This is a genomic window from Clostridium sp. D33t1_170424_F3 (assembly GCF_015667585.1).
Taxonomy (GTDB): Bacteria; Bacillota; Clostridia; order Oscillospirales; family Acutalibacteraceae; genus Anaeromassilibacillus.
In genome coordinates this window covers 80,977-103,950 of sequence record NZ_JADPEG010000009.1, presented here as the reverse complement: position 1 = coordinate 103,950, position 22,974 = coordinate 80,977, and the positions used below count along the sequence as shown (strand labels likewise).

At 52.9% G+C, this 22,974-nt stretch carries 20 protein-coding genes and 1 other annotated feature; of the genes, 9 read left to right on the top strand and 11 right to left on the bottom strand.

Annotation, left to right across the window (positions count from 1 at the left end; genetic code table 11):
- Nucleotides 1-97 precede the first annotated feature (97 nt).
- Both I4V53_RS07835 and I4V53_RS07830 read right to left on the bottom strand, forming a co-directional pair.
- Nucleotides 98-772: an HD domain-containing protein gene (locus I4V53_RS07835; RefSeq protein WP_195985141.1), complete on the bottom strand. Its 675-nt coding sequence runs from the start codon at nucleotides 770-772 to the stop codon at nucleotides 98-100.
- Between the two features lie 20 nt (nucleotides 773-792).
- On the bottom strand, nucleotides 793-2,169 hold the full coding sequence (locus I4V53_RS07830; RefSeq protein WP_195985140.1) for a Sapep family Mn(2+)-dependent dipeptidase: 1,377 nt from the start codon (nucleotides 2,167-2,169) through the stop codon (nucleotides 793-795).
- A 299-nt stretch (nucleotides 2,170-2,468) separates the two neighbouring features.
- Between I4V53_RS07830 and I4V53_RS07825 the strand changes: the two genes are divergently transcribed.
- The 6 genes from I4V53_RS07825 (at nucleotide 2,469) to I4V53_RS07800 (ending at nucleotide 8,317) form a co-directional block, all read left to right on the top strand.
- Entirely contained in the window at nucleotides 2,469-4,022 is a 1,554-nt protein-coding gene (locus I4V53_RS07825; RefSeq protein WP_195985139.1) for a Ppx/GppA phosphatase family protein, read from the top strand.
- Nucleotides 4,023-4,060: 38 nt separating this feature from the next.
- The gene (locus tag I4V53_RS07820) at nucleotides 4,061-6,193 is read left to right on the top strand and encodes an RNA degradosome polyphosphate kinase (protein ID WP_195985138.1); all 2,133 of its coding nucleotides are present in this window, start codon (nucleotides 4,061-4,063) and stop codon (nucleotides 6,191-6,193) included.
- Between the two features lie 87 nt (nucleotides 6,194-6,280).
- Nucleotides 6,281-7,357, top strand: a complete 1,077-nt coding sequence (locus I4V53_RS07815) for a 6-phosphofructokinase (RefSeq protein WP_195985137.1) — start codon at nucleotides 6,281-6,283, stop codon at nucleotides 7,355-7,357.
- Between the two features lie 31 nt (nucleotides 7,358-7,388).
- Nucleotides 7,389-7,637 (top strand): hypothetical protein, encoded by a 249-nt coding sequence (locus I4V53_RS07810; RefSeq protein WP_195985136.1) that lies wholly within the window; start codon nucleotides 7,389-7,391, stop codon nucleotides 7,635-7,637.
- A 75-nt stretch (nucleotides 7,638-7,712) separates the two neighbouring features.
- Nucleotides 7,713-8,045: a hypothetical protein gene (locus I4V53_RS07805; protein WP_195985135.1), complete on the top strand. Its 333-nt coding sequence runs from the start codon at nucleotides 7,713-7,715 to the stop codon at nucleotides 8,043-8,045.
- On the top strand, nucleotides 7,994-8,317 hold the full coding sequence (locus I4V53_RS07800; protein WP_195985134.1) for a hypothetical protein: 324 nt from the start codon (nucleotides 7,994-7,996) through the stop codon (nucleotides 8,315-8,317). Before I4V53_RS07805 ends, I4V53_RS07800 begins: the two co-directional genes overlap by 52 nt.
- 129 nt (nucleotides 8,318-8,446) lie before the next feature.
- On the opposite strand, the gene I4V53_RS07795 is transcribed toward I4V53_RS07800, so the two are convergent.
- The 9 genes from I4V53_RS07795 to I4V53_RS07755 form a co-directional block, all read right to left on the bottom strand.
- Nucleotides 8,447-9,391, bottom strand: coding sequence for a transketolase family protein (locus I4V53_RS07795; protein WP_195985133.1), 945 nt, complete (start codon nucleotides 9,389-9,391; stop codon nucleotides 8,447-8,449).
- Complete coding sequence (locus tag I4V53_RS07790) at nucleotides 9,392-10,240, bottom strand: transketolase (protein WP_353616498.1); 849 nt, start codon at nucleotides 10,238-10,240, stop codon at nucleotides 9,392-9,394.
- A gap of 101 nt (nucleotides 10,241-10,341) precedes the next feature.
- Complete coding sequence (locus I4V53_RS07785; protein WP_195985131.1) at nucleotides 10,342-12,087, bottom strand: ABC transporter ATP-binding protein; 1,746 nt, start codon at nucleotides 12,085-12,087, stop codon at nucleotides 10,342-10,344.
- Nucleotides 12,084-13,832 carry an ABC transporter ATP-binding protein gene (locus tag I4V53_RS07780; RefSeq protein ID WP_195985130.1) on the bottom strand — a complete coding sequence of 583 codons (1,749 nt, stop codon included), beginning with the start codon at nucleotides 13,830-13,832 and terminating at the stop codon, nucleotides 12,084-12,086. The genes I4V53_RS07785 and I4V53_RS07780 overlap by 4 nt, the downstream gene beginning before the upstream one ends.
- A gap of 135 nt (nucleotides 13,833-13,967) precedes the next feature.
- Nucleotides 13,968-15,281 (bottom strand): uracil permease, encoded by a 1,314-nt coding sequence (gene uraA, locus I4V53_RS07775; RefSeq protein WP_286167075.1) that lies wholly within the window; start codon nucleotides 15,279-15,281, stop codon nucleotides 13,968-13,970.
- Between the two features lie 121 nt (nucleotides 15,282-15,402).
- A complete protein-coding gene (locus I4V53_RS07770; RefSeq protein ID WP_195985129.1) occupies nucleotides 15,403-16,059 on the bottom strand; it encodes a flavin reductase in 657 nt (218 codons plus the stop codon).
- A 165-nt stretch (nucleotides 16,060-16,224) separates the two neighbouring features.
- On the bottom strand, nucleotides 16,225-17,496 hold the full coding sequence (locus tag I4V53_RS07765) for a replication-associated recombination protein A (RefSeq protein WP_195985128.1): 1,272 nt from the start codon (nucleotides 17,494-17,496) through the stop codon (nucleotides 16,225-16,227).
- 85 nt (nucleotides 17,497-17,581) lie between these two features.
- A complete protein-coding gene (gene glyA / locus I4V53_RS07760; protein WP_195985127.1) occupies nucleotides 17,582-18,835 on the bottom strand; it encodes a serine hydroxymethyltransferase in 1,254 nt (417 codons plus the stop codon).
- A gap of 214 nt (nucleotides 18,836-19,049) precedes the next feature.
- Nucleotides 19,050-19,700 carry a TraX family protein gene (locus I4V53_RS07755; RefSeq protein WP_195985126.1) on the bottom strand — a complete coding sequence of 217 codons (651 nt, stop codon included), beginning with the start codon at nucleotides 19,698-19,700 and terminating at the stop codon, nucleotides 19,050-19,052.
- Nucleotides 19,701-19,865: 165 nt separating this feature from the next.
- On the opposite strand from I4V53_RS07755, the gene nth reads away from it, so the two are divergent.
- From nth to trpE, 3 genes are all read left to right on the top strand, one after another.
- A complete protein-coding gene (gene nth, locus I4V53_RS07750) occupies nucleotides 19,866-20,516 on the top strand; it encodes an endonuclease III (protein WP_195985125.1) in 651 nt (216 codons plus the stop codon).
- A gap of 16 nt (nucleotides 20,517-20,532) precedes the next feature.
- Nucleotides 20,533-21,057, top strand: coding sequence for a cysteine hydrolase family protein (locus I4V53_RS07745; protein WP_195985124.1), 525 nt, complete (start codon nucleotides 20,533-20,535; stop codon nucleotides 21,055-21,057).
- Nucleotides 21,058-21,153: 96 nt separating this feature from the next.
- Nucleotides 21,154-21,426 (top strand) — a binding site (T-box leader).
- A gap of 61 nt (nucleotides 21,427-21,487) precedes the next feature.
- Nucleotides 21,488-22,954: an anthranilate synthase component I gene (gene trpE, locus I4V53_RS07740; protein ID WP_195985123.1), complete on the top strand. Its 1,467-nt coding sequence runs from the start codon at nucleotides 21,488-21,490 to the stop codon at nucleotides 22,952-22,954.
- Nucleotides 22,955-22,974 lie beyond the last annotated feature (20 nt).

Genomic DNA, 22,974 nt, shown 5'->3' with positions numbered 1-22,974 from the left:
GAACGGTCTGTGCTTCCAGTATATGAGACAAAAGTGCATAAAAAGAACGCGTGCTTTGTAGAAAAGCACGCGTTCTTTTTATGTTAAATTCGTTCTGTCAAAGCAGTCTTGTGTCGTTAATAATCAGTTCAAACAGCAAGCCCAGATATTGCGCCGCCTTCCGGCAGAGCACCATACGGGTCAAAAAGATTTCAAAGTATTCCATCACAGGGCAGATTTCCGTATCAATTTTGATGTTCAGTGCCGCAGTCCGGTTGGCCGTATCGATATCAATGGAAGAATACTCGACTGCATAATTGACGCGATCATGTATATCCGCATCCACGGTTCCTTTATCCCTCACACGGGAGCGCCGTACGTCGCTTTTGTCGGACAAAATCAACGCGGCCGCAATTGGGTTGACCGCAGCCGCTGTCCCCTCGTCGTGATTGCCAATGGCAGCCACAACCAGCGCAAGCTCCGCCGGATCCATCTCCATTCGATTCAAAATCTGAAACGCCATCAGCGCGCCGCTCTGGGCATGGTCCACACGATTGATCACGTTGCCGATGTCGTGCATGTACCCGGCGATCGCCGCCAGCTCACAAGTACGTTCATTATAGCCCAAACAATGTAATATATCCCGCGCCGTGTCCGCGCTGCGCTTCGCATGTGCAAAGCCGTGCTCCGTAAAGCCGATGACACCCAGATTTTCATTGCCGTTTTTAATATATGCATTGACCTCTTCACTCTTCCAGACCTCCTGGAAAGAAACCGTCCGATAGGACTCCATATATACCTCCTGTATGAAACTCAATCCACCGCCATATGGTACATAGCCTCCAGACATATCTGTGCATGAAGCATGAACCGGTCGATGTCGATATGCTCCCCCGTATTATGCAGCCTGCGGTCCGGTTCATCCGGGAAAAACGGCCCGAACGCCACACCACGGCCTTTCAGCTCACGTGCATAGGTCCCGCCGCCGGTCGCGTACAGATTGGCGGGTTTACCCATGAATTCCGCATAGGCATTTTGCAGCAGTGTAATAAACGGGCTGTTCGCCGGCAGGAACAGCGGCTTCATATGTCCGCCCTCTTCTGAGAACACATCCTCTTCCCGCGCCTTGCTCTGAATGGCGGCGATGATCTTTTCCCCATCCGCCGTCACAGGATAACGGATATCGATCGACGCCGTACACAGGGAAGCGCCCGCATGCACCAGCCCCAGATTCAGAGTAAGCGGGCCGGACTCGCCGTCCTGCTGCTTCAGCCCCAGAGAAGCACCATCCAGTTCCGTGCCAATATGGCGCCGCAGGAAACACATCAGCGTTCCCATCTGGTCCTCTGAAAAAACCTGAAACAAAAGGGCAATCAGATGGGAAGCCGCGTTAAATCCTTCTTCCGGCTGCATCGCATGAGAAGCGGTCCCCGCGGAGGAAAGATGCGCTCCTTCCTCCGTCTCTTCAATCGTAAAGCGCCCCTCCGCACTTGCCATCGCCTGGCGGAGTCTCTCCACCTCTTCTTTGGTACATGCAAGGTCTGCAAACGCGCCCGCCGGGACGGCGTTGACCACAGTGCCCGCCGTAAATTCCCGCAGGACGGTAGAATCGTTCGGCGCGGAAAAATTCATGCGCAAAATGCCCTTTTCACGGTTGCATACGCCGTATTCGGAATCCGGCGTAAAGCCCATGACGGGCATCGGCTCTTTCTCAAAATAGCGCTCCAAATCATCGCTGCCGGTTTCCTCTCCCGCGCCGAAAATCGTTCGGATACGCCGCTTGGTCTGCACGTTCTCCTCCTGCAAAACTTTGAGGCAGTAAAGAGAAACCACCGCCGCGCCCTTGTCGTCCGCCACGCCGCGCCCGTAGTAAGCGCCTCCCTGTTTCACCATCGTAAAAGGGTCCGTCTCCCAGCCGTCGCCCGCGGGCACCACATCCACATGCGTCAGCACGGCGGCTATTTCTTCTCCGTCACCATATTCCGCATGGCCCGCGTAATTGCCGACGTTTTTTACGGGGAGTCCCAGCTTCTCCGCTATTTTCAGGATGCAATCAAGCGCTTCCGCAGGGTATTTGCCAAAGGGCTTTCCATCCTCCGCCTCGCCGCGGACGGACGGAATTGCAATGAGCCGGGCCATATCCTGAAAAATCTGCTCCTGATATTTTAATATTTTATCACCAAAACGCAAGTTGATTCGCTTCCTTTCCGATCATTTCTGTTTTATTATACCTTAAGAGGCGCAGCCTCCGTCACAACGGTACAATGTTCTCCCAGCCGTCGGAAGCTCTGCTTCCGCTAACGGCGTGAGGTTATTATACCATAATTTATTGTCAAAAACAGGATTAACCTGATTTTAAACTCATATCCTATGAAAAAGTCTCTCTACAATATTGCTGAACTTGCAAATATTTGGTATAATTAACTATAAAACAACGTGAAAACGCTTTTGTGGTTCAACAAACTATAACAGGAACGGACGGTGTACAAATGAATAAGAGGAAAGGCGGGAAAATTGCTGCCGTCATCGACATCGGCTCCAATCTGCTGAAAATGCGGATTTGCCAGCTCCGCAAAGGAGAAATCGTCAGCTTGGACCGTCTGCAATATCCCCTGTGCCTGGGACACGAAGTCTTTACCGAGGAAAAAATACGTTTTGAAAGCCTGCGCGAGCTTTCCGGCATTTTACAGGGTTACAGTGAAATTATGGCGGAGTACGGCACCGACCAGTACAAGGTTGTGGCTACCACCGCCCTGCGTGAGGCCAAAAACCGCGCCTACGTCGTCGACCAGCTGAAAATTCAGAACGACATGACGGTGGAGGTGCTGGAGGACGACCAGGAAAAAACGCTGATCTATTCTGAAATCCTATCCTCCCTGCAAACCATGGAGCAAAAGAAGATTGGCAACGCTCTCATTTCCTATATTGGTGCGGGCACCATCGGACTCTCTGTCTTCGACGGGAAAAATATGATCTTCTCCCAGAATGTGCCGATGGGCGCCTTAAAGCTGCATGACATGCTGGGAAATATACAGGAGGAAACAGAAGACTTTTATGTGGTCGTGGAAGAATATCTGGAATCCATTATGGGCCGCATCCCGCTTCCGCAGGTGGAAGGCGGCCTGCAAAGCCTGGTCCTGACCGGCAATGAGATCGAATTGATCGCAAAAATCTGCGGTGTGGAACCGGAAAACGACCGTTATATCATTGAGGCTAAACAGATCAAAAACCTGTTTAAGGAAGTCCGCTCGCTCTCGCGGGAAAAGATCAGCGACCGCTTCGGCATTGAAGAGGAAAGCGCAGAGCTGCTCTATTCCGCTTTGGCAATCTATGTGCGCCTGATCCAGTGCGTCAAGTCCAATACGGTTATCGCGCCGAAGGTAGACCTTTGGTTTGCTCTGATGAAGCAGATGCTGATTCCCAAAAGCAGCAGTGAATATTTTGAACATGTACGCGTTAACGCGATCTCCTGCGCACAGGCCATGTCCCGAACCTACAACGCAAACGAAAAACATACGGAAAACATCCGTAAATTTGCCTGTAAGCTCTTTGACAAGATGAAAGGCACCCACGGCCTTGACAAACGCAAACGGCTTCTGTTGGAGCTGGCTGCTATCATGCACGACTGCGGGCATTACGTTAACGCCAAGGACCATCTTTCCAGCTCGTTTGACCTGTTAAAAAATATCGACCTTTACGGTATGACGGACGAGGAAATGCATATCATCGCGTATGTCGCCCGGTACAACGAATATGACGTTCCCAATTTTGACGATATTGCTTTTGTCGGGCTGAGCGAAGCAAACCGCCTGGTCGTTTCCAAGCTGGTGGCAATCTTCCGGCTGGCAAACGCGCTGGATAAATCCCAGATGCAAAAGCTGGACGATATCAAAGTCCGTCTGGAACGGGAACGCTTGATCATCACCGGGGAAAGCGATCAAAACCTCTATCTGGAAAAGTGGGCGTTTGAACAAACTGCGCCCTTCTTCAAAGAAGTATTCGGCATCAACCCCGAATTAACCATTAAATCCAAGATGCTGTAACCGACGGCGCCAAACGAAGAAAGGACTGCGTGGTTCTTATGAACGAAAAAAACGAACGAACCGAGAAACAGCGGTTTCCCTATATAAACCGCGAACTGAGTTGGGTGGACTTCAACGCCCGTGTGCTGGAAGAAGCCTTTGAAAAAGAAAACCCCGTGATGGAGCGTATCCGCTTTTTATCAATTACCGCCTCCAACCTGGACGAATTCTTTATGGTACGCGTCGCCGGCGTCCGGGAGCAGGTGGAGTCCGGCTACGGTCAGGAGGACGATTCCGGCCTGACGCCCGCCAAGCTTCTTCCCTTATTGAATGAAAAAATCTATGGGTTTGTAGAGCGGCAATACTCCTGCCTGCATCGATCTATCGTCCCCGCTTTAAAAAAGAACAATATTCATTTTGTTACGCCGGACGACATGAATGAAGAGCAGCTCGCCTTTATCTCCGGCTATTTTGACAAGGTCCTGTTTCCCGTCCTGACGCCGCTGGCAGTGGACCGCAGCCGTCCGTTCCCGCTTTTGGCAAACAAAAGCCTGAACATTGCGGTTCGTTTAAAGAGCGATAAAAAGGAAGAATCCTATTTTGCCGTGGTACAGGTGCCCGGCATTCTCTCCCGTTTCCTGGAAGTTCCCAGTAAGGAGGGCCGCACCTTCGTCCTCTTGGAGGACGTCATTACTTACAAGCTGGAGGCTTTGTTTGAGCTCAACGATATTCAGGCAACCTGCCCATTCCGTATGACGCGCAATTCCGACCTGGAGATCGACGAAGAGGCTGAAGACCTCATGAGTGAGATCGTCAAATCCATCAAACGGCGCAAACGCGGCAAGCCGGTCCGCTTGGAACTTTTGCAGCGGAGCGACCGGGAGACAAAGGAATTCCTGATTGAAATGCTCGATATTGACAAGAGCTGCATTTACGAGGTGACGGGTCCGCTGGATCTCACCTTCCTATCCAAATTCGCAAACCTTTCCGGTTGTGAGACCCTTTGCTTTCAGCCGATCAAGCCGGTTTACCCGCCCGCCGCCTTCTGGGGCAGCGACGATATCTTCCAGGCCATCCGGGAAAAGGATCGGATGGTCCACCACCCCTATGAAAGTTTTGAATGTGTCGTCGACTTTGTGCGCCAGGCCGCAGAGGACGAAAACGTGCTGGCAATTAAACAGACGCTGTACCGTGTCAGCGGCCATTCACCCATCATCGCTGCACTGATCCGTGCGGCGGAAAACGGCAAACAGGTGACCGTACTGGTCGAGTTGAAAGCCCGTTTTGACGAGGAGAATAATATCCTGTGGGCCAAAAAGTTGGAAGAAGCCGGCTGCCATGTAATCTATGGCCTTGCGGGACTGAAAACACATTGCAAAATCCTGCTGGTGGTGCGGCGTGATTCAGATGGTATCCGGCGTTACCTGCACATGGGCACCGGCAACTACAATGACTCCACCGCAAAAATTTATACGGACGTCGGCGTATTCACCTGCAAGGAGCCGTATGGCCGGGACGCGTCCTCCCTGTTTAACGTGCTGACCGGATATTCTCTCCCGCCGGATTACAACAAATTTGCGGTTGCGCCGCACGGGCTGCGCAGCTTTTTTATCCGCATGATCGAAAAGGAAATCAGCAACTCTCTGGCCGGCCTCCCCTGCGGCATCGTTGCCAAGGTCAACTCCCTTGTGGACGCGGAGATCATCCAGCTGCTGTACCGGGCCTCACAGGCCAATGTACCCATCCAGCTGATTGTACGCGGCATTTGCTGCCTGGTACCCGGATTGCCGGGCGTCAGCGAAAATATCACGGTCATCAGCATCGTGGGACAGCTATTGGAGCACAGCCGCATCTTTCAATTTGAAAACGCAGGCAACCCGAAAATCTATATGGGCAGCGCGGACTGGATGCCCCGCAACCTGGACCGCCGCGTGGAACTGGTTTTCCCCATCGAGGACGAGGACCTCAAGAAGCGTGCGTTCGGTATCCTAGACACCATGCTGAGTGACAATATGAACGCGCGCGTGCTGCAGCCGGACACCTCCTACGAGCACATCGACCGCCGTGGAAAGGTTTCCCACAACTCCCATGTGGAATTCTCCTTGATGGCACAGAAAGCGGTAAAGGACATGGAAATTTCCGTACAGGACGCCTCCAAGCCCTATAAACCCATCCGCAGCAGTGCAGAATAACAACAGATTCTTTACCGGAGCCCTCAGCCGGATGAATGCGCGACAAAGAAGCTTCGGAGAAAATAAAAGAAGAAAAGAGTGTGGATTATGAAAAGAATCGGAATCTTAACGAGCGGCGGTGACTGTCAGGGCCTGAACGCCGCGATCCGCGGCGTGGCCAAGGCACTGTATGTGGAATTTGGCAACGATGTTGAAATCTATGGTATTAACGACGGCTACCGCGGTTTAATCGAAGGCAACTACAAGCGCATGAAATCTGAGGACTTTTCCGGCATCCTCACCCTTGGCGGCACAATTCTCGGCACCTCCCGCCAACCGTTCAAGCTGATGCGTGTCATTGATGAAAACAGTGTTGACAAGGTCAAAAACATGAAGGAAAACTATAAAAAGATGAAGCTGGACTGTCTTGTGGTGCTGGGCGGCAATGGAACGCATAAAACAGCGAATCTGCTCAGCGAGGAGGGCCTGAACGTCGTCTCCCTGCCTAAGACCATCGACAATGACGTCTGGGGAACCGATATGACGTTTGGCTTCCACAGTGCCATGTCCATCGCCGCCAATGTTCTGGACTGTATCCACACCACCGCAACCTCCCACGGCCGCGTTTTCATTGTGGAAATCATGGGACACAAGGTCGGCTGGCTTACCCTGTACGCAGGTATCGCCGGCGGTGCGGACGTCATTCTCCTTCCGGAAATCCCCTACGATATTGAAAGCGTTGTGAGAATCATTAAACAGCGTAATGAGGCCGGCAAACGCTTTTCCATTCTGGCGGTAGCGGAAGGCGTCATCTCCCAGGAAGAGGCCAAAATGACCAAGAAAGATCTGAAAACAGCCCGCGCCAACATGAAGTTCCCGTCTATTTCCTACCGGCTGGCACAGGAAATCAGCGAGAAAACCGGACAGGAGATTCGTGTAACGGTCCCCGGACACTTTCAGCGCGGCGGCAGCCCCTGCCCGTACGACCGTGTGCTTTCCACCCGCTTCGGCGCGGCGGCGGCAAAGCTGATTGCTAACAAGCAGTACGGCAATATGGTCGGCCTGCAGAACAACATCATTGTACCAGTACCACTCGCGGAAGTCGCCGGCAAGTTGAAGGTCGTGCCCAAAGACAGCGATGTGATCCAGACCGGGCGCGACATCGGTATTTCTTTTGGCGACTGATCCATCTGTAAGAAAGCGAGAGGTAACAACCATGTTTGACTTTGACAAAGGAAGATGCCTGAAAAAATGGCTGGGAATTGCCGGGGCCGTTACCGTTGTGCTGGCGGCGGTGATCACAGCTGTCAGCGGCTGGGTGATCTGGAAATGGCTGCGCTGTATGAACACCGTGCAGAAGTCCCTTCCCACCATCAAGAAGGCTTCCGCTTTATACATTGAAAAATATGAACACGATTTGGAAGACGAATACAATGTCGATGAGAGCGACCGTATCCCCTTCTGAGTATAAAAGAAGCGCCGCATGGACAATCCTGCGGCGCTTTTCTTACTGATACAGAGAGAAGGAGTTGATAACAAAATGGATGAAAAGATAAGATACCCTGTCATCCCATCCCATTTTCTAAAAGGCGAAATGCCACTTACTGATAACATGGGGAAAGAAATAGCTAAACTAGAAGACTTTTGGAGTTGGGCATATTCGGATTTACTTGGAAATACAGAGAGAGGCGCTTTGGCAGAGTATATTGTCGCGTGTGCCATGGGAATACAGAAGAAAGAACGTACAGCATGGGATAAATATGATTTATTGTCGGCGGAGGGAATTGCTATTGAGGTAAAAGCTTCTGGATATCTCCAAACGTGGGGCAAAAAGATCTTTCTAAACTGTTATTTAGAATTCAGCCCACATTAGGATGGGATAATAAAACAAACAAATTTGATTCTATTAAAAAACGGCAAGCGGATGTATACGTATTTTGTGTTCATAATCATGTAGAACAGAAAACGGCCAATCCTTTAGATTTAAAACAGTGGAATTTTTATCTTTTATCTACAAGGATTCTAAATGAAAAAGCAGGAAATCAAAAAAGCATTACTCTTTCTTCCCTTTTAAAAATCGGCGCCATTTCATGTGATTATGTAGAATTACATGAAAAAATTATCGATATAGTTGACATCAAGTGAACATAACAAAAAATCCTTTTCTGCCGGGTCAACCGAAACGCACGCAAAAGCCGATAACACACAGCTGCTTCAAACATAGAAAAAGGGCCTTCCCACTGCAATCGCGGCGGAAAGGCCCTCATTTTGTCTTTATTTGTGCAATGCCTGTTTTGTAACCTTTGCAATGTTGGACGCACAAAGACCAAACTCCTCCAACAGGTCTACTGCCGGGCCGGAATGACCGTAGCAGTCATTGACGCCGATCTTGGTAACCGGAGTCGGACAATGCTGGCTGAGCACACTGCAAACCGCATCGCCTAAACCGCCGATGATGCTGTGTTCTTCTGCGGTGACGATCTTACCGGTCTCCTTTGCCGCTTTTATCAGCAGCTCTTCATCAATCGGCTTAATGGTGTGGATATTGATCACCCGCGCGTCAACGCCTTCCGCCGCCAGCAGCTCCGCCGCCTTCAGGGATTCGCCTACCATCAGGCCGGTTGCCACGATGGTAATATCCTTGCCGTCGCGCAGCGCAACGCCTTTGCCGAGCTCAAATTTGTAATCGTCGTTGTTGTTAACCGTTTCAATGGCCAAACGACCCAAACGGATATACATCGGGCCCTGATACGTAACCGCCGCCTTTACAGCCGCCTTCATCTCATAGTAGTCGGCGGGATTCAAAACCACCATACCGGGAACGGTGCGCATCAGCGCAATATCCTCACAGCACTGGTGTGTCGCGCCGTCTTCACCGACGGAGATACCGGCGTGGGAACCGCCGATCTTGACGTTCAGGTGCGGATAACCGATGGAATTGCGCACCTGCTCATAGGCACGGCCGGTCGCAAACATCGCAAAGGAACTTGCAAACGGGATCTTTCCGCAGGCAGCCAGGCCAGCAGCAACGCCCATCATGTTGCTTTCCGCAATACCGCAGTTGATAAAGCGCTCGGGATGCGCCTTTTTAAAGACGCCGGACTTTGTCGCGGCAGCGAGGTCCGCGTCCAGCACCACCAGATTCGGATACTCTTCCGCCAGCTCTACCAGCGCTTCACCGTAGCCTTCTCTTGTCGCCTTCTTGATCTTCTCTGCCATTTATTTCGCCTCCAATTCAGCAAGCACCTTCTGCAGGTCCTGCATCGCAGTCTCATACTGTTCCTGATTGGGGGCAACGCCGTGCCAGCCCACCTGGTTTTCCATAAAGGAAACGTCTTTTCCCTTGATGGTCTTTGCGATAATCACGCTGGGTTTGCCGGTCACGCTCTTTACGTGGTCGAACGCCGCTTCTATCGCATTAAAATCGTGACCATCGATTACGGTCACGTCAAAACCAAACGCACGGAATTTCTCATCGATCGGGTACGGGCTGCAGACCTCTTCCAGCTTGCCGTCGATCTGTAAATCGTTGTTATCGACAATCAGACAGAGGTTGTCCAGCTTATTGTGAGAAGCAAACATGGCCGCTTCCCAAACCTGGCCCTCTTCGATTTCCCCGTCGCCCAGCACAGAATAGACCCGGTAGCCCTTATTGTCCAACTTGGCGGCCATCGCCATGCCGCACGCCGTGGAAACGCCCTGGCCAAGAGAACCCGTGCTCATATCAATACCGGGAGTATCCAGCATATTCGGATGTCCCTGCAGCATTGCGCCGATATGGCGCAGTTTCTTCAGCTCATCCATCGGGAAATACCCCTTCAGTGCAAGCGCGGCATACAGCCCCGGGCAGCAATGGCCCTTGGAGAGTACAAAGCGGTCGCGGTTTTCGTCCGTAGGATTCGCAGGGTCTACATGCAGCTCTTTAAAGTACAGGTACGCAAACAGGTCCGCTGCGGAAAGGGAACCGCCCGGATGGCCGGATTTTGCATGATAAACCCCTTCAATAGCGCCCATTCTGATTTTACAGGCCGCAATTTGCAGGTCTTTTTGTTCCGTTTTATTCATAATGTCCTCCCTTGAAAAGATATGAGAAACAACCGGAGATATTATAACGCATAACCGCAAAAAATGCAATTTTCCACAATATTTTCTTTATATTACCTGAAACCTCAGCTTGCCGCGAACTGGCTGTTGTAAAGATTTGCATAAAATCCGCCTTTTTGCAGCAGCTCGTCGTGCGTTCCCTGCTCGATAATACTGCCCTGGTTCATCACCAGGATCAGATCCGCCTCTTTGATCGTGGACAGACGATGCGCCACAATAAAGCTTGTGCGTCCCTTCATCATCAGCGTAAACGCCTGCTGGATTTTTAACTCTGTACGGGTATCGATGCTGCTGGTCGCTTCGTCCAGAATCAGCATCGGCGGGTCCACCAGCATCACGCGCGCGATGCAGAGAAGCTGCCTCTGGCCCTGCGACAAATTGCCGCCATCCTCAGAGAGGATTGTCTCGTATCCATTCGGCAGCCGCATAATAAAGGAATGCGCGTGCGCTTTCTTTGCCGCTGCGATTATCTCTTCCATGGAGGCGTCTTCCCTGCCGTACGCAATGTTATCACGCACTGTTCCGGAAAAGAGCCAGCTTTCCTGCAAAACCATCCCGTACAGCCCCCGCAGGCTGCCGCGGGTGATGTCCCGGACATTGTGCCCATCCACCAGGATACTGCCCTGATTGGCGTCGTAAAATCGCATTAACAGGTTGATAATGGTGGTCTTTCCGCAGCCGGTCGGACCGACAATGGCAATGCGGTCGCCCTTGTGCGCCTGAATGTTCATATTCTCGATCAGCTTCCGGCTGGGATCATAGGAAAAGTAGAGATGCTGTACGTCGACGTTGCCCTCACAGTGATCCATGACCAAAGCGTCCGGGGCATCCGGAATCTCAGCTTCCTCATCCAGCACCGCAAACAGGCGCTCCGCGGAAGCAAAAGCCGTTTGAATCTGCGTCAAAACGCCGGTCACCTCATTGAACGGCTTGGTATACTGATTGGCATACGATAAAAAGCTGGAAATCTGGCCAATGGTAATGGGGCTCGGCCAGCCTGTGATTGCACAAACGGAGCCGATGGTCGCCACCGCCGCAGTGACGACGCCGTTCACAAACCGCGTGCTTGGATTGCTCAAAGAGGAATAGAACTGCGCCTTGACGCCGCAGCGGTACAGCCGTTGGTTGATCTCTTGAAAATCCCGTTCTGCCCGCTCTTCGTAATGAAACGTTTTTACGACCTTCTGCCCGCCGATCAGCTCCTCCACATAGCCGGAAAGCTCCCCCTGCGTCGCCTGCTGCTCCACAAACTGTTTGTGGGTCAGCTTGGCAATAAACGCCGCCACAAAGAGGGAGAGCGGCGTAATCAGCACCACCACCGCTGTGATCACCGGATTGATGGTCAGCATAAAGATTAAAGTACCCAAAATAGTGACAACGCCGGTGAACAGCTGCGTAATGCCCTGCAGCAAACCATCCGAGACCTGATCCACATCATTGACAATGCGGCTGATTAAATCGCCGTGCGGATGCCCGTCAATGTACTTTAACGGCAAAGTATTGAGCTTCTCATAGGTCTGAATCCGCAGATCGCGCACGGTTTTATAACTGACACGGTTGGTACAGTAAGAAAGCAGCCATTGAAAGGCGGCGCTGACGACAATCGTCGCCGCCAAAGTAAGCAGAATGGGAATCATCGAGCGGTGATCCACATCCCCGGGACCGATGATATTGTCAATGGCGCGCCCCACCAGGATCGGCCCATACAGTGTGAGGGAAACACTGATGATCGCGCTGACCAAAGCCAGCATCAAAAAGGCCGCATGCGGCTTTGCATACTTCAAAAGACGCTTTAAGACCGACATTTTCATGCGCGTTCCGCCTCCTCTTTACTCAACTGGGACAGGCAGATTTCTCTGTATACCTCGCATTCTTCCATCAGTTCCTGATGTTTGCCCATTCCCGCAATTCTGCCGTCGTCCATGACAATGATCTGATCCGCGGTTTTTACGGTGCTGGCGCGCTGGGATACCATTAATACGGTCATCCCCTTTGTCTCGGTCTTCAAAGCGCGCCGCAGCGCCGCGTCTGTTGCAAAATCCAGCGCGCTGGCACTGTCGTCCAATATCAGAATTTCCGGATTTCCCGTCAGGGCGCGCGCAATGGTTAAGCGCTGCTTCTGCCCGCCGGAAAAGTTTTTGCCGCCCTGGCTGACCTTGCTCTGCAGCCTCTCCGGTAAACGGTCTACAAACTCCTTCGCCTGCGCGATCCGCAGCGCTTGATCCAGCTCCTCCGGCGTAGCCTCCTCATTTCCCCACCGGAGATTGCTCTCAATCGTGCCGGAAAACAACTCCGCATGCTGCGGAACCATACCGATCTTGCCGCGCAACTGTGCAAAGGTATACTCCTTTACATTTATGCCATCCACACGGATTTGCCCCTGCGTCGCATCATAAAAACGGGGAATCAAGCCGATTAACGTCGATTTACCGGAACCGGTGCCCCCAATAATACCAATGGTCTGTCCCGTTTCAATTGTAAAGTTCAAATCCTTTACTGCATATTTCTCCTGGTTTTCGCCCGCATGTCCCGTATAAGAGAAGCTCACCTGTTCAAATGCAATTTTCGGAGCCTGTTTTCCCGGTTCCGATGTGCCGCCTCCTTCCATTACAGAGGGCTGCGTATCCAATACTTCGTTGACACGGGCCGCGGAAGCCGCCGCCTTTGTAAATGTGACCACCAGATTTGCCACCACGATCAAAGCCAGCAAAATCTGCGACATATAATTGACAAATGCAATGACCTCGCCCTGCGTCATGCCGCCCACGCTGACACGGCTGCCGCCGAACCACACGATGGCAATGACTGCAAAGTTCATGATCAGATACGTGAGCGGGTTGAGCAGCGCGGAAAGCTTCGCCACACGGATCGCCGTATCCGTCTGCTCGTTTGCCGCCATCTGGAAGCGTTCCTCTTCGCTCTCCTGTTTTGAAAATGCGCGGATCACACGGACGCCGCTGAGACCCTCCCGGGAGATCAGGGATATTTTATCCAGCTTCTTTTGCATAACTTTGAAATACGGGACCGAACGGCTCATAATCACATAAAGTACCAACGCGATCAACGGCGTCGCTGCCAGGAACACCAGACTGAGCTGCAAATCGATGGTCATAGCCATGATTACCGCGCCCAGCGCCAGGAAGGGCGCACGGATGACCAGACGAATCAGCATGGCGACTGCGTATTGCAACTGATTCACATCGTTGGTGATACGGGTAATCAGGGACGGCGTTCCAAACTTGTCAATTTCCGTATGGGAAAACGCGTTGATGTGGTGGTACAGCTCGTCGCGCAGCACCGTTCCAAAGCCCTGCGACGCAATGGACGCCATTTTCTGGCAGACCAGCGCACAGCCAAGCCCCACCACGCCGAGCAGGAGCATTACGCCGCCCATACGCCAGACATACTGCACATCGCCGGTGCGGACGCCGTTATCAATGATATGTGCGGTCACAAGGGGGACAATCAGCTCAAATATGGCTTCCGTCAACTTAAAAATGGGCCCCAGAATGACCTGCAGCCGGTACTTTTTCAGAAAGCGCGCCAGTTTCAGCATGCAATCAAATCCTTTACTATAACATACTGTAACATTTTACCTCTATCGGGCGAAAATATCAAATCTTTTACGTAAAAAGAGGTCCAAACCGCTCCTGTCAGCAGTTTGGACCTCCTATCATTACTTTATTTCGTATTACTTATTGGGTTCTTCCACAAACGCTTTACCCGCCTCCGCAGCGGTTATTTCTATCTCTTCATCCTGATCGTTTGTCAAATGGAACTTATCAAAGATGTAGAACAGCAGACCCATCACCATACCGACCACACAGGCCAGCACCATGCCCTTGAGCTCCACACCGCCGAGATTCAGCGCAATACCGGACAGTCCAACAACAAATACAACCGCAGTCAGCGCCTGATTGCGCGCTTTGCCGTAATCCACCTTGGCGTCCACCAGGATACGCAGGCCAGACGCGCCGATCATGCCGTACAGCAGGAACGAAATACCGCCGATCACCGGGCCGGGAATGCTGCTGATCAATGCGGAAAGCTTTCCGATGAACGCACAGATTACAGAGAATACCGCCGCACCGCCGATCACCCAAACGCTGTACACCTTGGTCATCGCCATTACGCCAATGTTTTCACCATAGGTTGTGGTCGGTACGGAACCAATCAGGCCGGAAATTGCAGTGGAGAAATTGTCTGCAAACAGCGAACGGTGCAGACCGGGATCTTTCAAAAGATCGCGGTCGATCACCTTGCTGGTAACGATCTGATGGCCGATATGTTCCGAGGTAATTACCAGTAAAACCGGCAGCATGGTCAGAATCGCATTAATATCGAACTTTGCCATCTGGAAATGCGGAAGAGAGAAGAAAGAAGCCTCCGCCACCGGCGTGAAGTCCACAATTCCCACAATGCACGCGGTAACATAACCCGCAATGATCGCAATCAGGATCGGGATTACCGAGAAGAATTTGCGGAACAGCACAGAGCCAAAAACTGCGACGCAGAGGGTCACCAGGAATACAATGACATTCTTCATATCAATCGTTTCCGCCAACAGCCCCGCATTGCTTGCCGCAGTGGAGGCCAGCTCCAGGCCGATCAATGCGACAACCGGACCCATCGCTGCCGCGGGCAGCACACAGTCGATCCATTTGGTCCCAAATTTATAGACGATCAGCGCCAAAATACATCCGCAGATACCGACCGCCACAAAGCCGCCCTGCGCATACTCAAAGCCGTACTTGGAAATAACCACGCCGCCCGCCGCAAGGAAGGCAAAGCTGGAGCCCAGATACGCCGGCGCTCTGCCCTTTGTAATCAAAATAAACAGCAGCGTACCGATACCATTCATAAACAGTACAATTGCGGGGTCGATGCCAAAGACAGACGGTACCAGCACCGATGCGCCGAACATGGCAAACATATGCTGGATACTGAGCGGGATCGCCTGCCGCAGGGGAGGCCTTTCGTTGACTTGAATAATTTTGCTTGACATGATACCTACTCTCCTCATTCCGTTATGTTTTATAGATACAGCCCATCACAGGCCGTCGCTACCCAAAAAAAAAGCCCGCCCGAAGCGGCTGAGCCGCTTCGGAGTGAGCTTTTCTATTCCATTACTGCCGTTTAAAAGCGCTTTTGGGAGCGCCGCAAATGGGACAAACCCAATCATCCGGCAATTCTTCAAAGGATAGATCGGGATCGTCGTATACATATTTGCAAATTGTGCAGATAAAACTCTCTCCATCGTTATTGTCGTTCGCCGCTTCCGTCGCCCGATAGGTCGGCGCGTTTTTCGGAGCCGTCCCTTTAATTACCTTATGGTAATAATCGTACGTCATCGGCTTCCCTTTGGAGGTATCGCTCCCCGCGACCACTTCCGCCAGAAAAATCGTGTGCGTCGGCGTCTCCACACTGTTGATTACCTTGCACAGAAACCAGCAGCAGATATTCTCTTTGACCACCGGAAGCCCCTCCACCAAAATCTTATGGTGGACATTCTTCAGCTTGTCCGTATCGCGGCCGGAATTAAAGCCCAGCGCGCCGATCGCCGCCCCGGAGGTGTCTTCCGAGAGCACGGAGACCGTGAAGATTCCCTCTTTCACAATACATTCATGGCTGTAATTGTCGTGATTCATGCTGAGCGCGATCACATTTGGTGTATTTGTCACCTGGAATACCGTATTGACAATACACGCAGAGACCTTTTGGCCGTTCTTTACGCCGATTGCATACATTCCGTACGATAAATTGAAAAGGGTTTCATCTTTCATAGCTCCACGCACCTCCAAACAGGTTTGGAATTCTTTCGACATTCCTCGCCTAATTATCTTTAATGTTACCACGCCGGGCCGGCACTTACAAGGAGAATTTTTCGTTTCTTCGTAAATTATTTTAGCGGATTCTTATACAACCTGCCTTTTCCTTCCATATTTCTGTCAAACATTCCCATTTCCCTTGACTGCATCCCAGTAGGCTTTATAGGCTTGCTCCGTTTTATTCTCTCCGTAGATGTAATACTGTGCGTCCCGCAGGGTATCCGGCAGATACTGCTGCTTGACCCAGCGACCCGGAAAATCATGCGGATACTGATAAAACTGCCCTTTGTTTGGGTTGTCCGCGCCGTCGTAGTGCTTGTTCTGGAGCTGGCGCGGAATCGGCCCCGCCCTCCCTGCGCGCACGTCTGCAATTGCCGCATCGATCGCCGCATAAGCGGTGTTGGACTTCGGCGCGTTGCAAACCAGTATTACGGCGTCCGCCAACGGAATCCGCGCTTCCGGCAGGCCCACCTGCAGGGCGGCGTCCACCGCTGCTTTGACGATTGGGATAATCATCGGGTAGGCCAGGCCCACGTCCTCGCAGGCGCATACCATCAGCCGGCGGCAGGCAGAGGGCAAATCCCCCGCCTCCAGCAGGCGCGCCAGGTAGTGCAGCGCCGCGTTTGGATCGGACCCGCGCATGGACTTCTGATACGCGGAGACGATGTCGTAATGCTCGTCGCCTTCCTTATCATATTTCATCGCGCTGCGCTGGGTCAGCTCCTGCGCGCTTTCCAGGGAAATATGGCGCACCGGCCCCTCTACCTGCGCGGAAAGCATGCACAGCTCCGCCGCGTTCATCGCCTTGCGCACGTCGCCGCCGCAGGCCGCCGCGATATGCGCCACCACGCCCTCCTCCGCATCAATCGTGCAATGCTGCTCTTCCTCCAGCAGGCGGAAGGCACGCTCCACCGCGTGGCGCACTTCTTCCTGCCCTACCGGTTTGAATTCAAAAACAGTGGAGCGGCTTAAAATCGCGTTATATACATAGAAATAGGGATTTTCCGTTGTGGAGGCGATTAGCGTAATCTGCCCGTTCTCGATGAATTCCAGCAGCGTCTGCTGTTGTTTCTTATTGAAATATTGGATCTCATCCAGATAAAGCAGCACACCGTTGAGCGCGTCCAGCGTCCCCAACCCAGCGACTACATCGCGAATATCCGCGGTGGAGGCGGTGGTCCCATTCAGCTTGCACAGCTTTTTATTGGTCTGCCTGGCAATAATGGACGCCAATGTGGTCTTTCCGATCCCGGACGGCCCGTAAAAAACCATATTGGGGATTTCTCCCGACTCAATAATCCGCCGCAGAGGCTTTCCCTCTCCCAGCAGATGGCGCTGGCCCACGATGTCTTCCAGAGTCTGCGGGCGTATCCGGTCCGCCAAAGGGCGCATAGTTTTTCCTCCTTACAGAAAGCCGCACTGAACATTTTCATGCGCAGTGCGGCTCGGTTTCATCAATAATTTCGTTTTGTATGAATTACGCGTAGAGCGGATAGCGCTCGCAGATGCCGTTGACCATCGCGCGGATTTTTTCCTTGCTGGCGTCAAAGTCGTTGATTGCCAGGCTGATGCACTCCGCGATGGTGTCCATATCGGCGGCGTTCAGGCCGCGGGTGGTGATTGCTGCGGTTCCAAGACGCAGGCCGCTGGTTGTGAACGGGCTGCGCTGCTCGTTCGGAACCGTGTTCTTGTTTGCGGTGATGTACACGTCGTCCAGGCGATGCTCCAGCTCCTTGCCGGTCAGCTCCTGTCCGCTCAGGTCCACCAGCATCAGGTGGTTATCCGTGCCGCCGCTGACGAGCTTTACGCCGCGCTTGAGCAGGCCGTCTGCCAGAGCCGCCGCGTTCGTCACAATATTGTGGGAATACTCTTTAAATTCCGGCTTCAGCGCCTCACCGAAGCAAACCGCCTTACCGGCGATGATGTGCATCAGCGGGCCGCCCTGTGTGCCCGGGAAAATCGCCTTATCGATCGCCTTGGCATACGCCTCCTTGCAGAGGATCATGCCGCCGCGCGGGCCGCGCAGCGTCTTATGCGTGGTGGTGGTCACAACATCCGCATAGGGCACCGGGTTCGGATGGTCTCCGCCCGCCACAAGGCCGGCAATGTGCGCCATATCCACCATGAAGAGGGCTCCGCAGGCGTCGCAGATTTCACGGAACTTTGCAAAATCGATGACTCTCGGGTACGCGCTCGCACCCGCAACAATCAGCTTCGGTTTGACCTGCATGGCCTGCTCATAGAGCTTGTCGTAGTCGATGCGGCCGGTCTCCGGGCTGACGCCGTAGGAGACAAAATTATAGTAGCTGCCGGAAAGGTTGACCGGGGAACCGTGGGTCAGATGGCCGCCTTCTGCCAGATTCATGCCCATGACGGTATCACCGGGCTTAATCAGCGCAAAGTAAACCGCCAGGTTGGCCTGTGCGCCCGCGTGCGGCTGCACATTCGCATGATCCGCCCCAAACAGCTTGCAGGCGCGCTCCCGCGCGATGTTCTCCACGACGTCCACATACTCGCAGCCGCCGTAATAACGCTTTGCCGGGTAGCCTTCCGCATACTTGTTGGTGAGCACGCTGCCCATCGCCGCCAGAACCGCCGGGGAAACCATGTTTTCAGATGCAATCATTTCCAGATTGCGCTGCTGGCGCTTGAGTTCGTCCTGCATCGCTGCGCCGACTTCGGGGTCCGCCTGAGATACAAAGCCAATTGTATCCATCATCTCATTGTACATTTGCTCGTTCCTCTCCTTGGTTTAAATTGGCCGCCAGCCGCCAACTGCGCCATACGGATCTTCCGGTGCCTCCGTGCGCCTCCGCGGCTCCGCCTGTATTGATTTTATTATATCCTTTCTCCCGCTAAAAGGCAACACTTTCCACCCGGCATCTCCGTTTTGCACGGGAAACGGACAGGTTCTCCGCAAATTTTTAGCATGAAGGGGCCTTTCGTCAGACAACCGCCCGCAGGAAAAACAACAAAAGCAGATGCCCCGGATAGAAGCCATAGAAGATCCATTTATTGACCGCTTTCCCCTTTTTTCTGTTGTAAAGCAGCATCGGAATCGCGGCGGCAGGCGCCGCGAGCTGCAAGCACATCCCATTCAGCAGGGAAAATCCCGTATTTAACGCTGTGAAAGCCAGCGCGCCGCCCACCCGGTTTGCCCTGCAAAGATAGAACGCCATAACCAACGCAACGCCGAATCCGCCGTAATCGAAAAAAAGCAGCTCCGCCGCAAGAATCAGAACGCCAACCAGCAACAGAACCAGCGCCGGTTTTTCCTGGAACCACTGCAAAGCGGCACAGGCCAAAAGGCCGAAAAACAGCGTAAAAAAGACGTTCTGCCCCCACGGGTCAAACCATACCCTTGAACATGCCAGGTCATACGGAATCTCCGAGAGGACGGCGAACGCCAGCAGTCGACACAGATACCGCTTGATATTGCGCGTATGTACGGCGCCCTCCGCCAGCAAAAAACAATACAACGGAAACGCCAGCCTCCCCACCACGCGCATCCATGTCAGCTCCGGGAATAGAACCATACCGGCATGGTCGATCAGCATCGTAAGCATTGCCAGAAGCTTCAGTTGAAAGCCTGTCATCTGCCGCCGCCCCCTCTTCTTTGTTATTGGTTCCAATCATATGTAAAATTGCCAGCTTTGTCAACTTGTGCTTTTCTTCATTTTCGTATAAAATAGAATTACGGTCGAATCCTGTCAAAGTAAAAATGGATAAACAGGCCGGGACAAGGAGATGGCTCAACGTTTATGACCAGAAAACAGCGCGCCGTTTTGGCGGTAGAGGCTTTAAAGAAAGAATATCCGGACGCTTTGTGTTCCCTCACGTATACCAACCCCTTGCAGCTTTTAATCGCCACGCGCCTTTCCGCGCAGTGTACCGATGCACGCGTCAATCTGGTGACGCCCGCTCTGTTTGAGCGCTTTCCCACGCTGGACGCCTTCTGCGAAGGCCCGGTGGAAGATATAGAAAACATCATCCGATCCTGCGGGTTATATAAAACAAAGGCGCGTGACATCTTTGCCATGACGCAAAAGCTGCGGGATGAATACGGCGGCATCGTACCGGACACAGTAGAAGAACTGACCAAACTCCCCGGCGTGGGGCGCAAAACCGCCAACCTGGTGGTCGGCGACATTTACCACAAACCCGCTGTGGTAACAGACACCCACTGCATCCGCATCTGCGGACGTTTGGGACTGAGCGAAGGAAAAGACCCATTTAAAGTGGAAAAACAGCTGCGGGAAGTCCTGCCGATGGACGAAGCGAACAATTTCTGCCACCGGCTGGTGCTGCATGGCCGCGCCGTCTGCGAGGCGCGCAACGCCAAGTGCGAACAGTGCTGCATGGCAGATTTCTGCAAATACGCCAAAGAAACTTCCAAAAACAAAGCAGGATAAGGAGTGAAACAGCGAAATGAAAAAGCTTTTGATCGTTGTAGACTACCAGAATGATTTTGTGACAGGCGCGCTGGGCTTTCCGGAAGCCGCCGCCCTGGAGGACGCGATTCACGACAAGGTCCAGCAGTATCTGGACGGCGGCGGCGACGTGGTCTATACCATGGACACGCACGGCGAGGATTACAGTGAAACCCAGGAGGGAAAGAAACTTCCCGTCCCACACTGCCTGTGCGGTTCGGAGGGCTGGCAGCTGCACGGCCGCCTGCGGTATCAGCTCGCGTACTGCCCTTACTTTGAGAAAAACACTTTTGGAAGCACAGACCTGCTGCACTTCCTGGAATCCAAGACATACGATTCCATCGAGCTGGTGGGCGTGGTCAGCAACATCTGCGTTATTTCCAACGCTGTGCTCGCCAAGGCCGCACAACCGGAGGCGGACATCATGGTGGACGCGGGCTGCGTCGCCAGCAACGACAAAGCCATGCAGGAGAAGGCGTTTGACGTGATGGAAAACCTGCATATCCGTGTGGTCAACCGTTGATCCGCCGCTTCACTCCGGTAAACAGATAAATTTTTTCAGAAAAACTATTGACATTTTTTGCAGAGCAGGCGTATAATAGCGACAAATTTAAAACATCGAAATCCGAAGAGCAAAAGTAAGTAACTTGTAACACGGTGGCACAGAGAGCCGGCAGCTGGTGGAACGCCGGACCAACCGATACAGGCGAATGGGTTTGTGAGGAGCGTGGAGAAAGGGACTTCCGAGTAACCATCGCCGTACCCCCACGTTACGGGGAAGGGTATTGATGCGGAATTGCTGCGTACCTGTGCGATTTTGCCCTGTACCTGTTTAAGCGGAACCTGTTTGGTTCCGGAATTTGGGTGGCACCACGAGTCTATCGTCCCATACGGACGGTAGGCTCTTTTTGTTTGCAAATATAAAATGGATCATACAGAAAAGGAGAATGACTATGCTGTATCCCGCTTTGACAGAGGTTCAGGCACTCCTGGAAGAATACGACGTCGTTCCGGTATTCTACGAAGTGCTTTCCGATTCCATTACCCCTATTCAAATCTTTAACGCTCTGAAAGACCGGAGCGAAAATTGCTTTATTCTGGAAAGTGTGGATAACACGCAGTGGGGACGCTACTCCTTCATCGGCATCCAGCCAAAAGCGGAAATCAAGATCAAGAACGGCTCCGCTTCTCTGAAAGAAGGCGGCGTGGAAACACTTACAAAAATTGAAAATCCCATCGATTATCTGACGGAGATCATGAACCGCCACCGCTCCCCCAGCTTTCCCAACCGTCCCAAGCTGACGGGCGGCCTGGTTGGCTATTTCGGTTACGACACCGTCCGCTACATGGAAAAGAAGCTGGTACATCCGCCCAAAGACGACCTGAACCTGCCGGATTGCCACCTCTTCCTGTTTGACCGTCTGGTGGCGTTCGATCATCTGTATAACAAAACTGTCATCATTCAAAACATATCGCGCGAGGCCGACGCCGCGCTGCAGTACGCTTCCTGTGAAGAAGAAGCCATCACGCTCGGTCAATATCTGAAAGCTTTCACTCCGCCTCCCTGCGAGCCGCAGAAGCATGCCGCGCCGGTTGTGGAGACCAACATCACAAAAGAACAGCACATGGAAAACATCCGCAGGGCACAGGAATACATCAAGGACGGAGATATTTTCCAGGTTGTGCTTTCCCGCCGGCTGGAGGTACAGAATCCGCCGGACCCGTTCGACGTCTACCGCTGCCTGCGTTCCGCCAACCCCTCCCCCTATCTCTACTACTTTAAATTAAAGGACTACGCCATAGTGGGCGCGTCCCCGGAGATGCTGGTCAATGTGACCAAAGGCATCGTCACCACCAAACCGATCGCCGGCACCGCCAAGCGCGGCCTGACGGAAGCGCAGGACAAAGAGCTGGAACGCGATCTGCTCAAAGACCCCAAAGAGCGCGCCGAACACACCATGCTGGTGGACCTAGGCCGCAACGACGTGGGCAAGGTCTCCAAATTCGGCACCGTGGAGGTCACCAGCTTCATGAAGGTGGAGCGGTACTCCCAGGTAATGCACATCGTCAGCGACGTCAAGGGCATGCTGCGGGATGACAAAACCGCGCTGGACGCGCTGCTCTCCGTCCTTCCCGCCGGGACGCTCTCCGGCGCGCCGAAGGTTCGCGCAATGGAAATCATTGACGAGCTGGAACCCAACAAGCGCGGCCTGTACGGCGGCACCGTCGGATACCTCGGCTTCGACGGCAACATCGATACCTGCATCGCCATCCGGACCGTGCTGTTTAAAGACGGCAAAGCCTATGTGCAGGCTGGCGGCGGCATTGTGGCCGATTCCGATCCGGAGCGCGAGTTTGAAGAAAGTGAAAACAAGGCCCGCGCGGTCATCAACGCAATTGAGCAGGCCAGCAATTTATAACGGAAGGGCAGGGACATCAC

Bases quoted from the DNA above. Each gene is read 5' to 3' on its own strand.
- I4V53_RS07765 (WP_195985128.1), bottom strand. From the start codon at position 17,496: ATGCGCCCTTTGGCGGACCGGATACGCCCGCAGACTCTGGAAGACATC.
- I4V53_RS07835 (WP_195985141.1), bottom strand. From the start codon at position 772: ATGGAGTCCTATCGGACGGTTTCTTTCCAGGAGGTCTGGAAGAGTGAA.
- I4V53_RS07805 (WP_195985135.1), top strand. From the start codon at position 7,713: ATGGATGAAAAGATAAGATACCCTGTCATCCCATCCCATTTTCTAAAA.
- I4V53_RS07780 (WP_195985130.1), bottom strand. From the start codon at position 13,832: ATGCTGAAACTGGCGCGCTTTCTGAAAAAGTACCGGCTGCAGGTCATT.
- nth (WP_195985125.1), top strand. From the start codon at position 19,866: ATGACCAGAAAACAGCGCGCCGTTTTGGCGGTAGAGGCTTTAAAGAAA.
- I4V53_RS07745 (WP_195985124.1), top strand. From the start codon at position 20,533: ATGAAAAAGCTTTTGATCGTTGTAGACTACCAGAATGATTTTGTGACA.
- I4V53_RS07770 (WP_195985129.1), bottom strand. From the start codon at position 16,059: ATGAAAGATGAAACCCTTTTCAATTTATCGTACGGAATGTATGCAATC.
- I4V53_RS07755 (WP_195985126.1), bottom strand. From the start codon at position 19,700: ATGACAGGCTTTCAACTGAAGCTTCTGGCAATGCTTACGATGCTGATC.
- trpE (WP_195985123.1), top strand. From the start codon at position 21,488: ATGCTGTATCCCGCTTTGACAGAGGTTCAGGCACTCCTGGAAGAATAC.
- I4V53_RS07810 (WP_195985136.1), top strand. From the start codon at position 7,389: ATGTTTGACTTTGACAAAGGAAGATGCCTGAAAAAATGGCTGGGAATT.
- glyA (WP_195985127.1), bottom strand. From the start codon at position 18,835: ATGTACAATGAGATGATGGATACAATTGGCTTTGTATCTCAGGCGGAC.
- I4V53_RS07795 (WP_195985133.1), bottom strand. From the start codon at position 9,391: ATGGCAGAGAAGATCAAGAAGGCGACAAGAGAAGGCTACGGTGAAGCG.
- uraA (WP_286167075.1), bottom strand. From the start codon at position 15,281: ATGTCAAGCAAAATTATTCAAGTCAACGAAAGGCCTCCCCTGCGGCAG.
- I4V53_RS07815 (WP_195985137.1), top strand. From the start codon at position 6,281: ATGAAAAGAATCGGAATCTTAACGAGCGGCGGTGACTGTCAGGGCCTG.
- I4V53_RS07820 (WP_195985138.1), top strand. From the start codon at position 4,061: ATGAACGAAAAAAACGAACGAACCGAGAAACAGCGGTTTCCCTATATA.
- I4V53_RS07825 (WP_195985139.1), top strand. From the start codon at position 2,469: ATGAATAAGAGGAAAGGCGGGAAAATTGCTGCCGTCATCGACATCGGC.
- I4V53_RS07785 (WP_195985131.1), bottom strand. From the start codon at position 12,087: ATGAAAATGTCGGTCTTAAAGCGTCTTTTGAAGTATGCAAAGCCGCAT.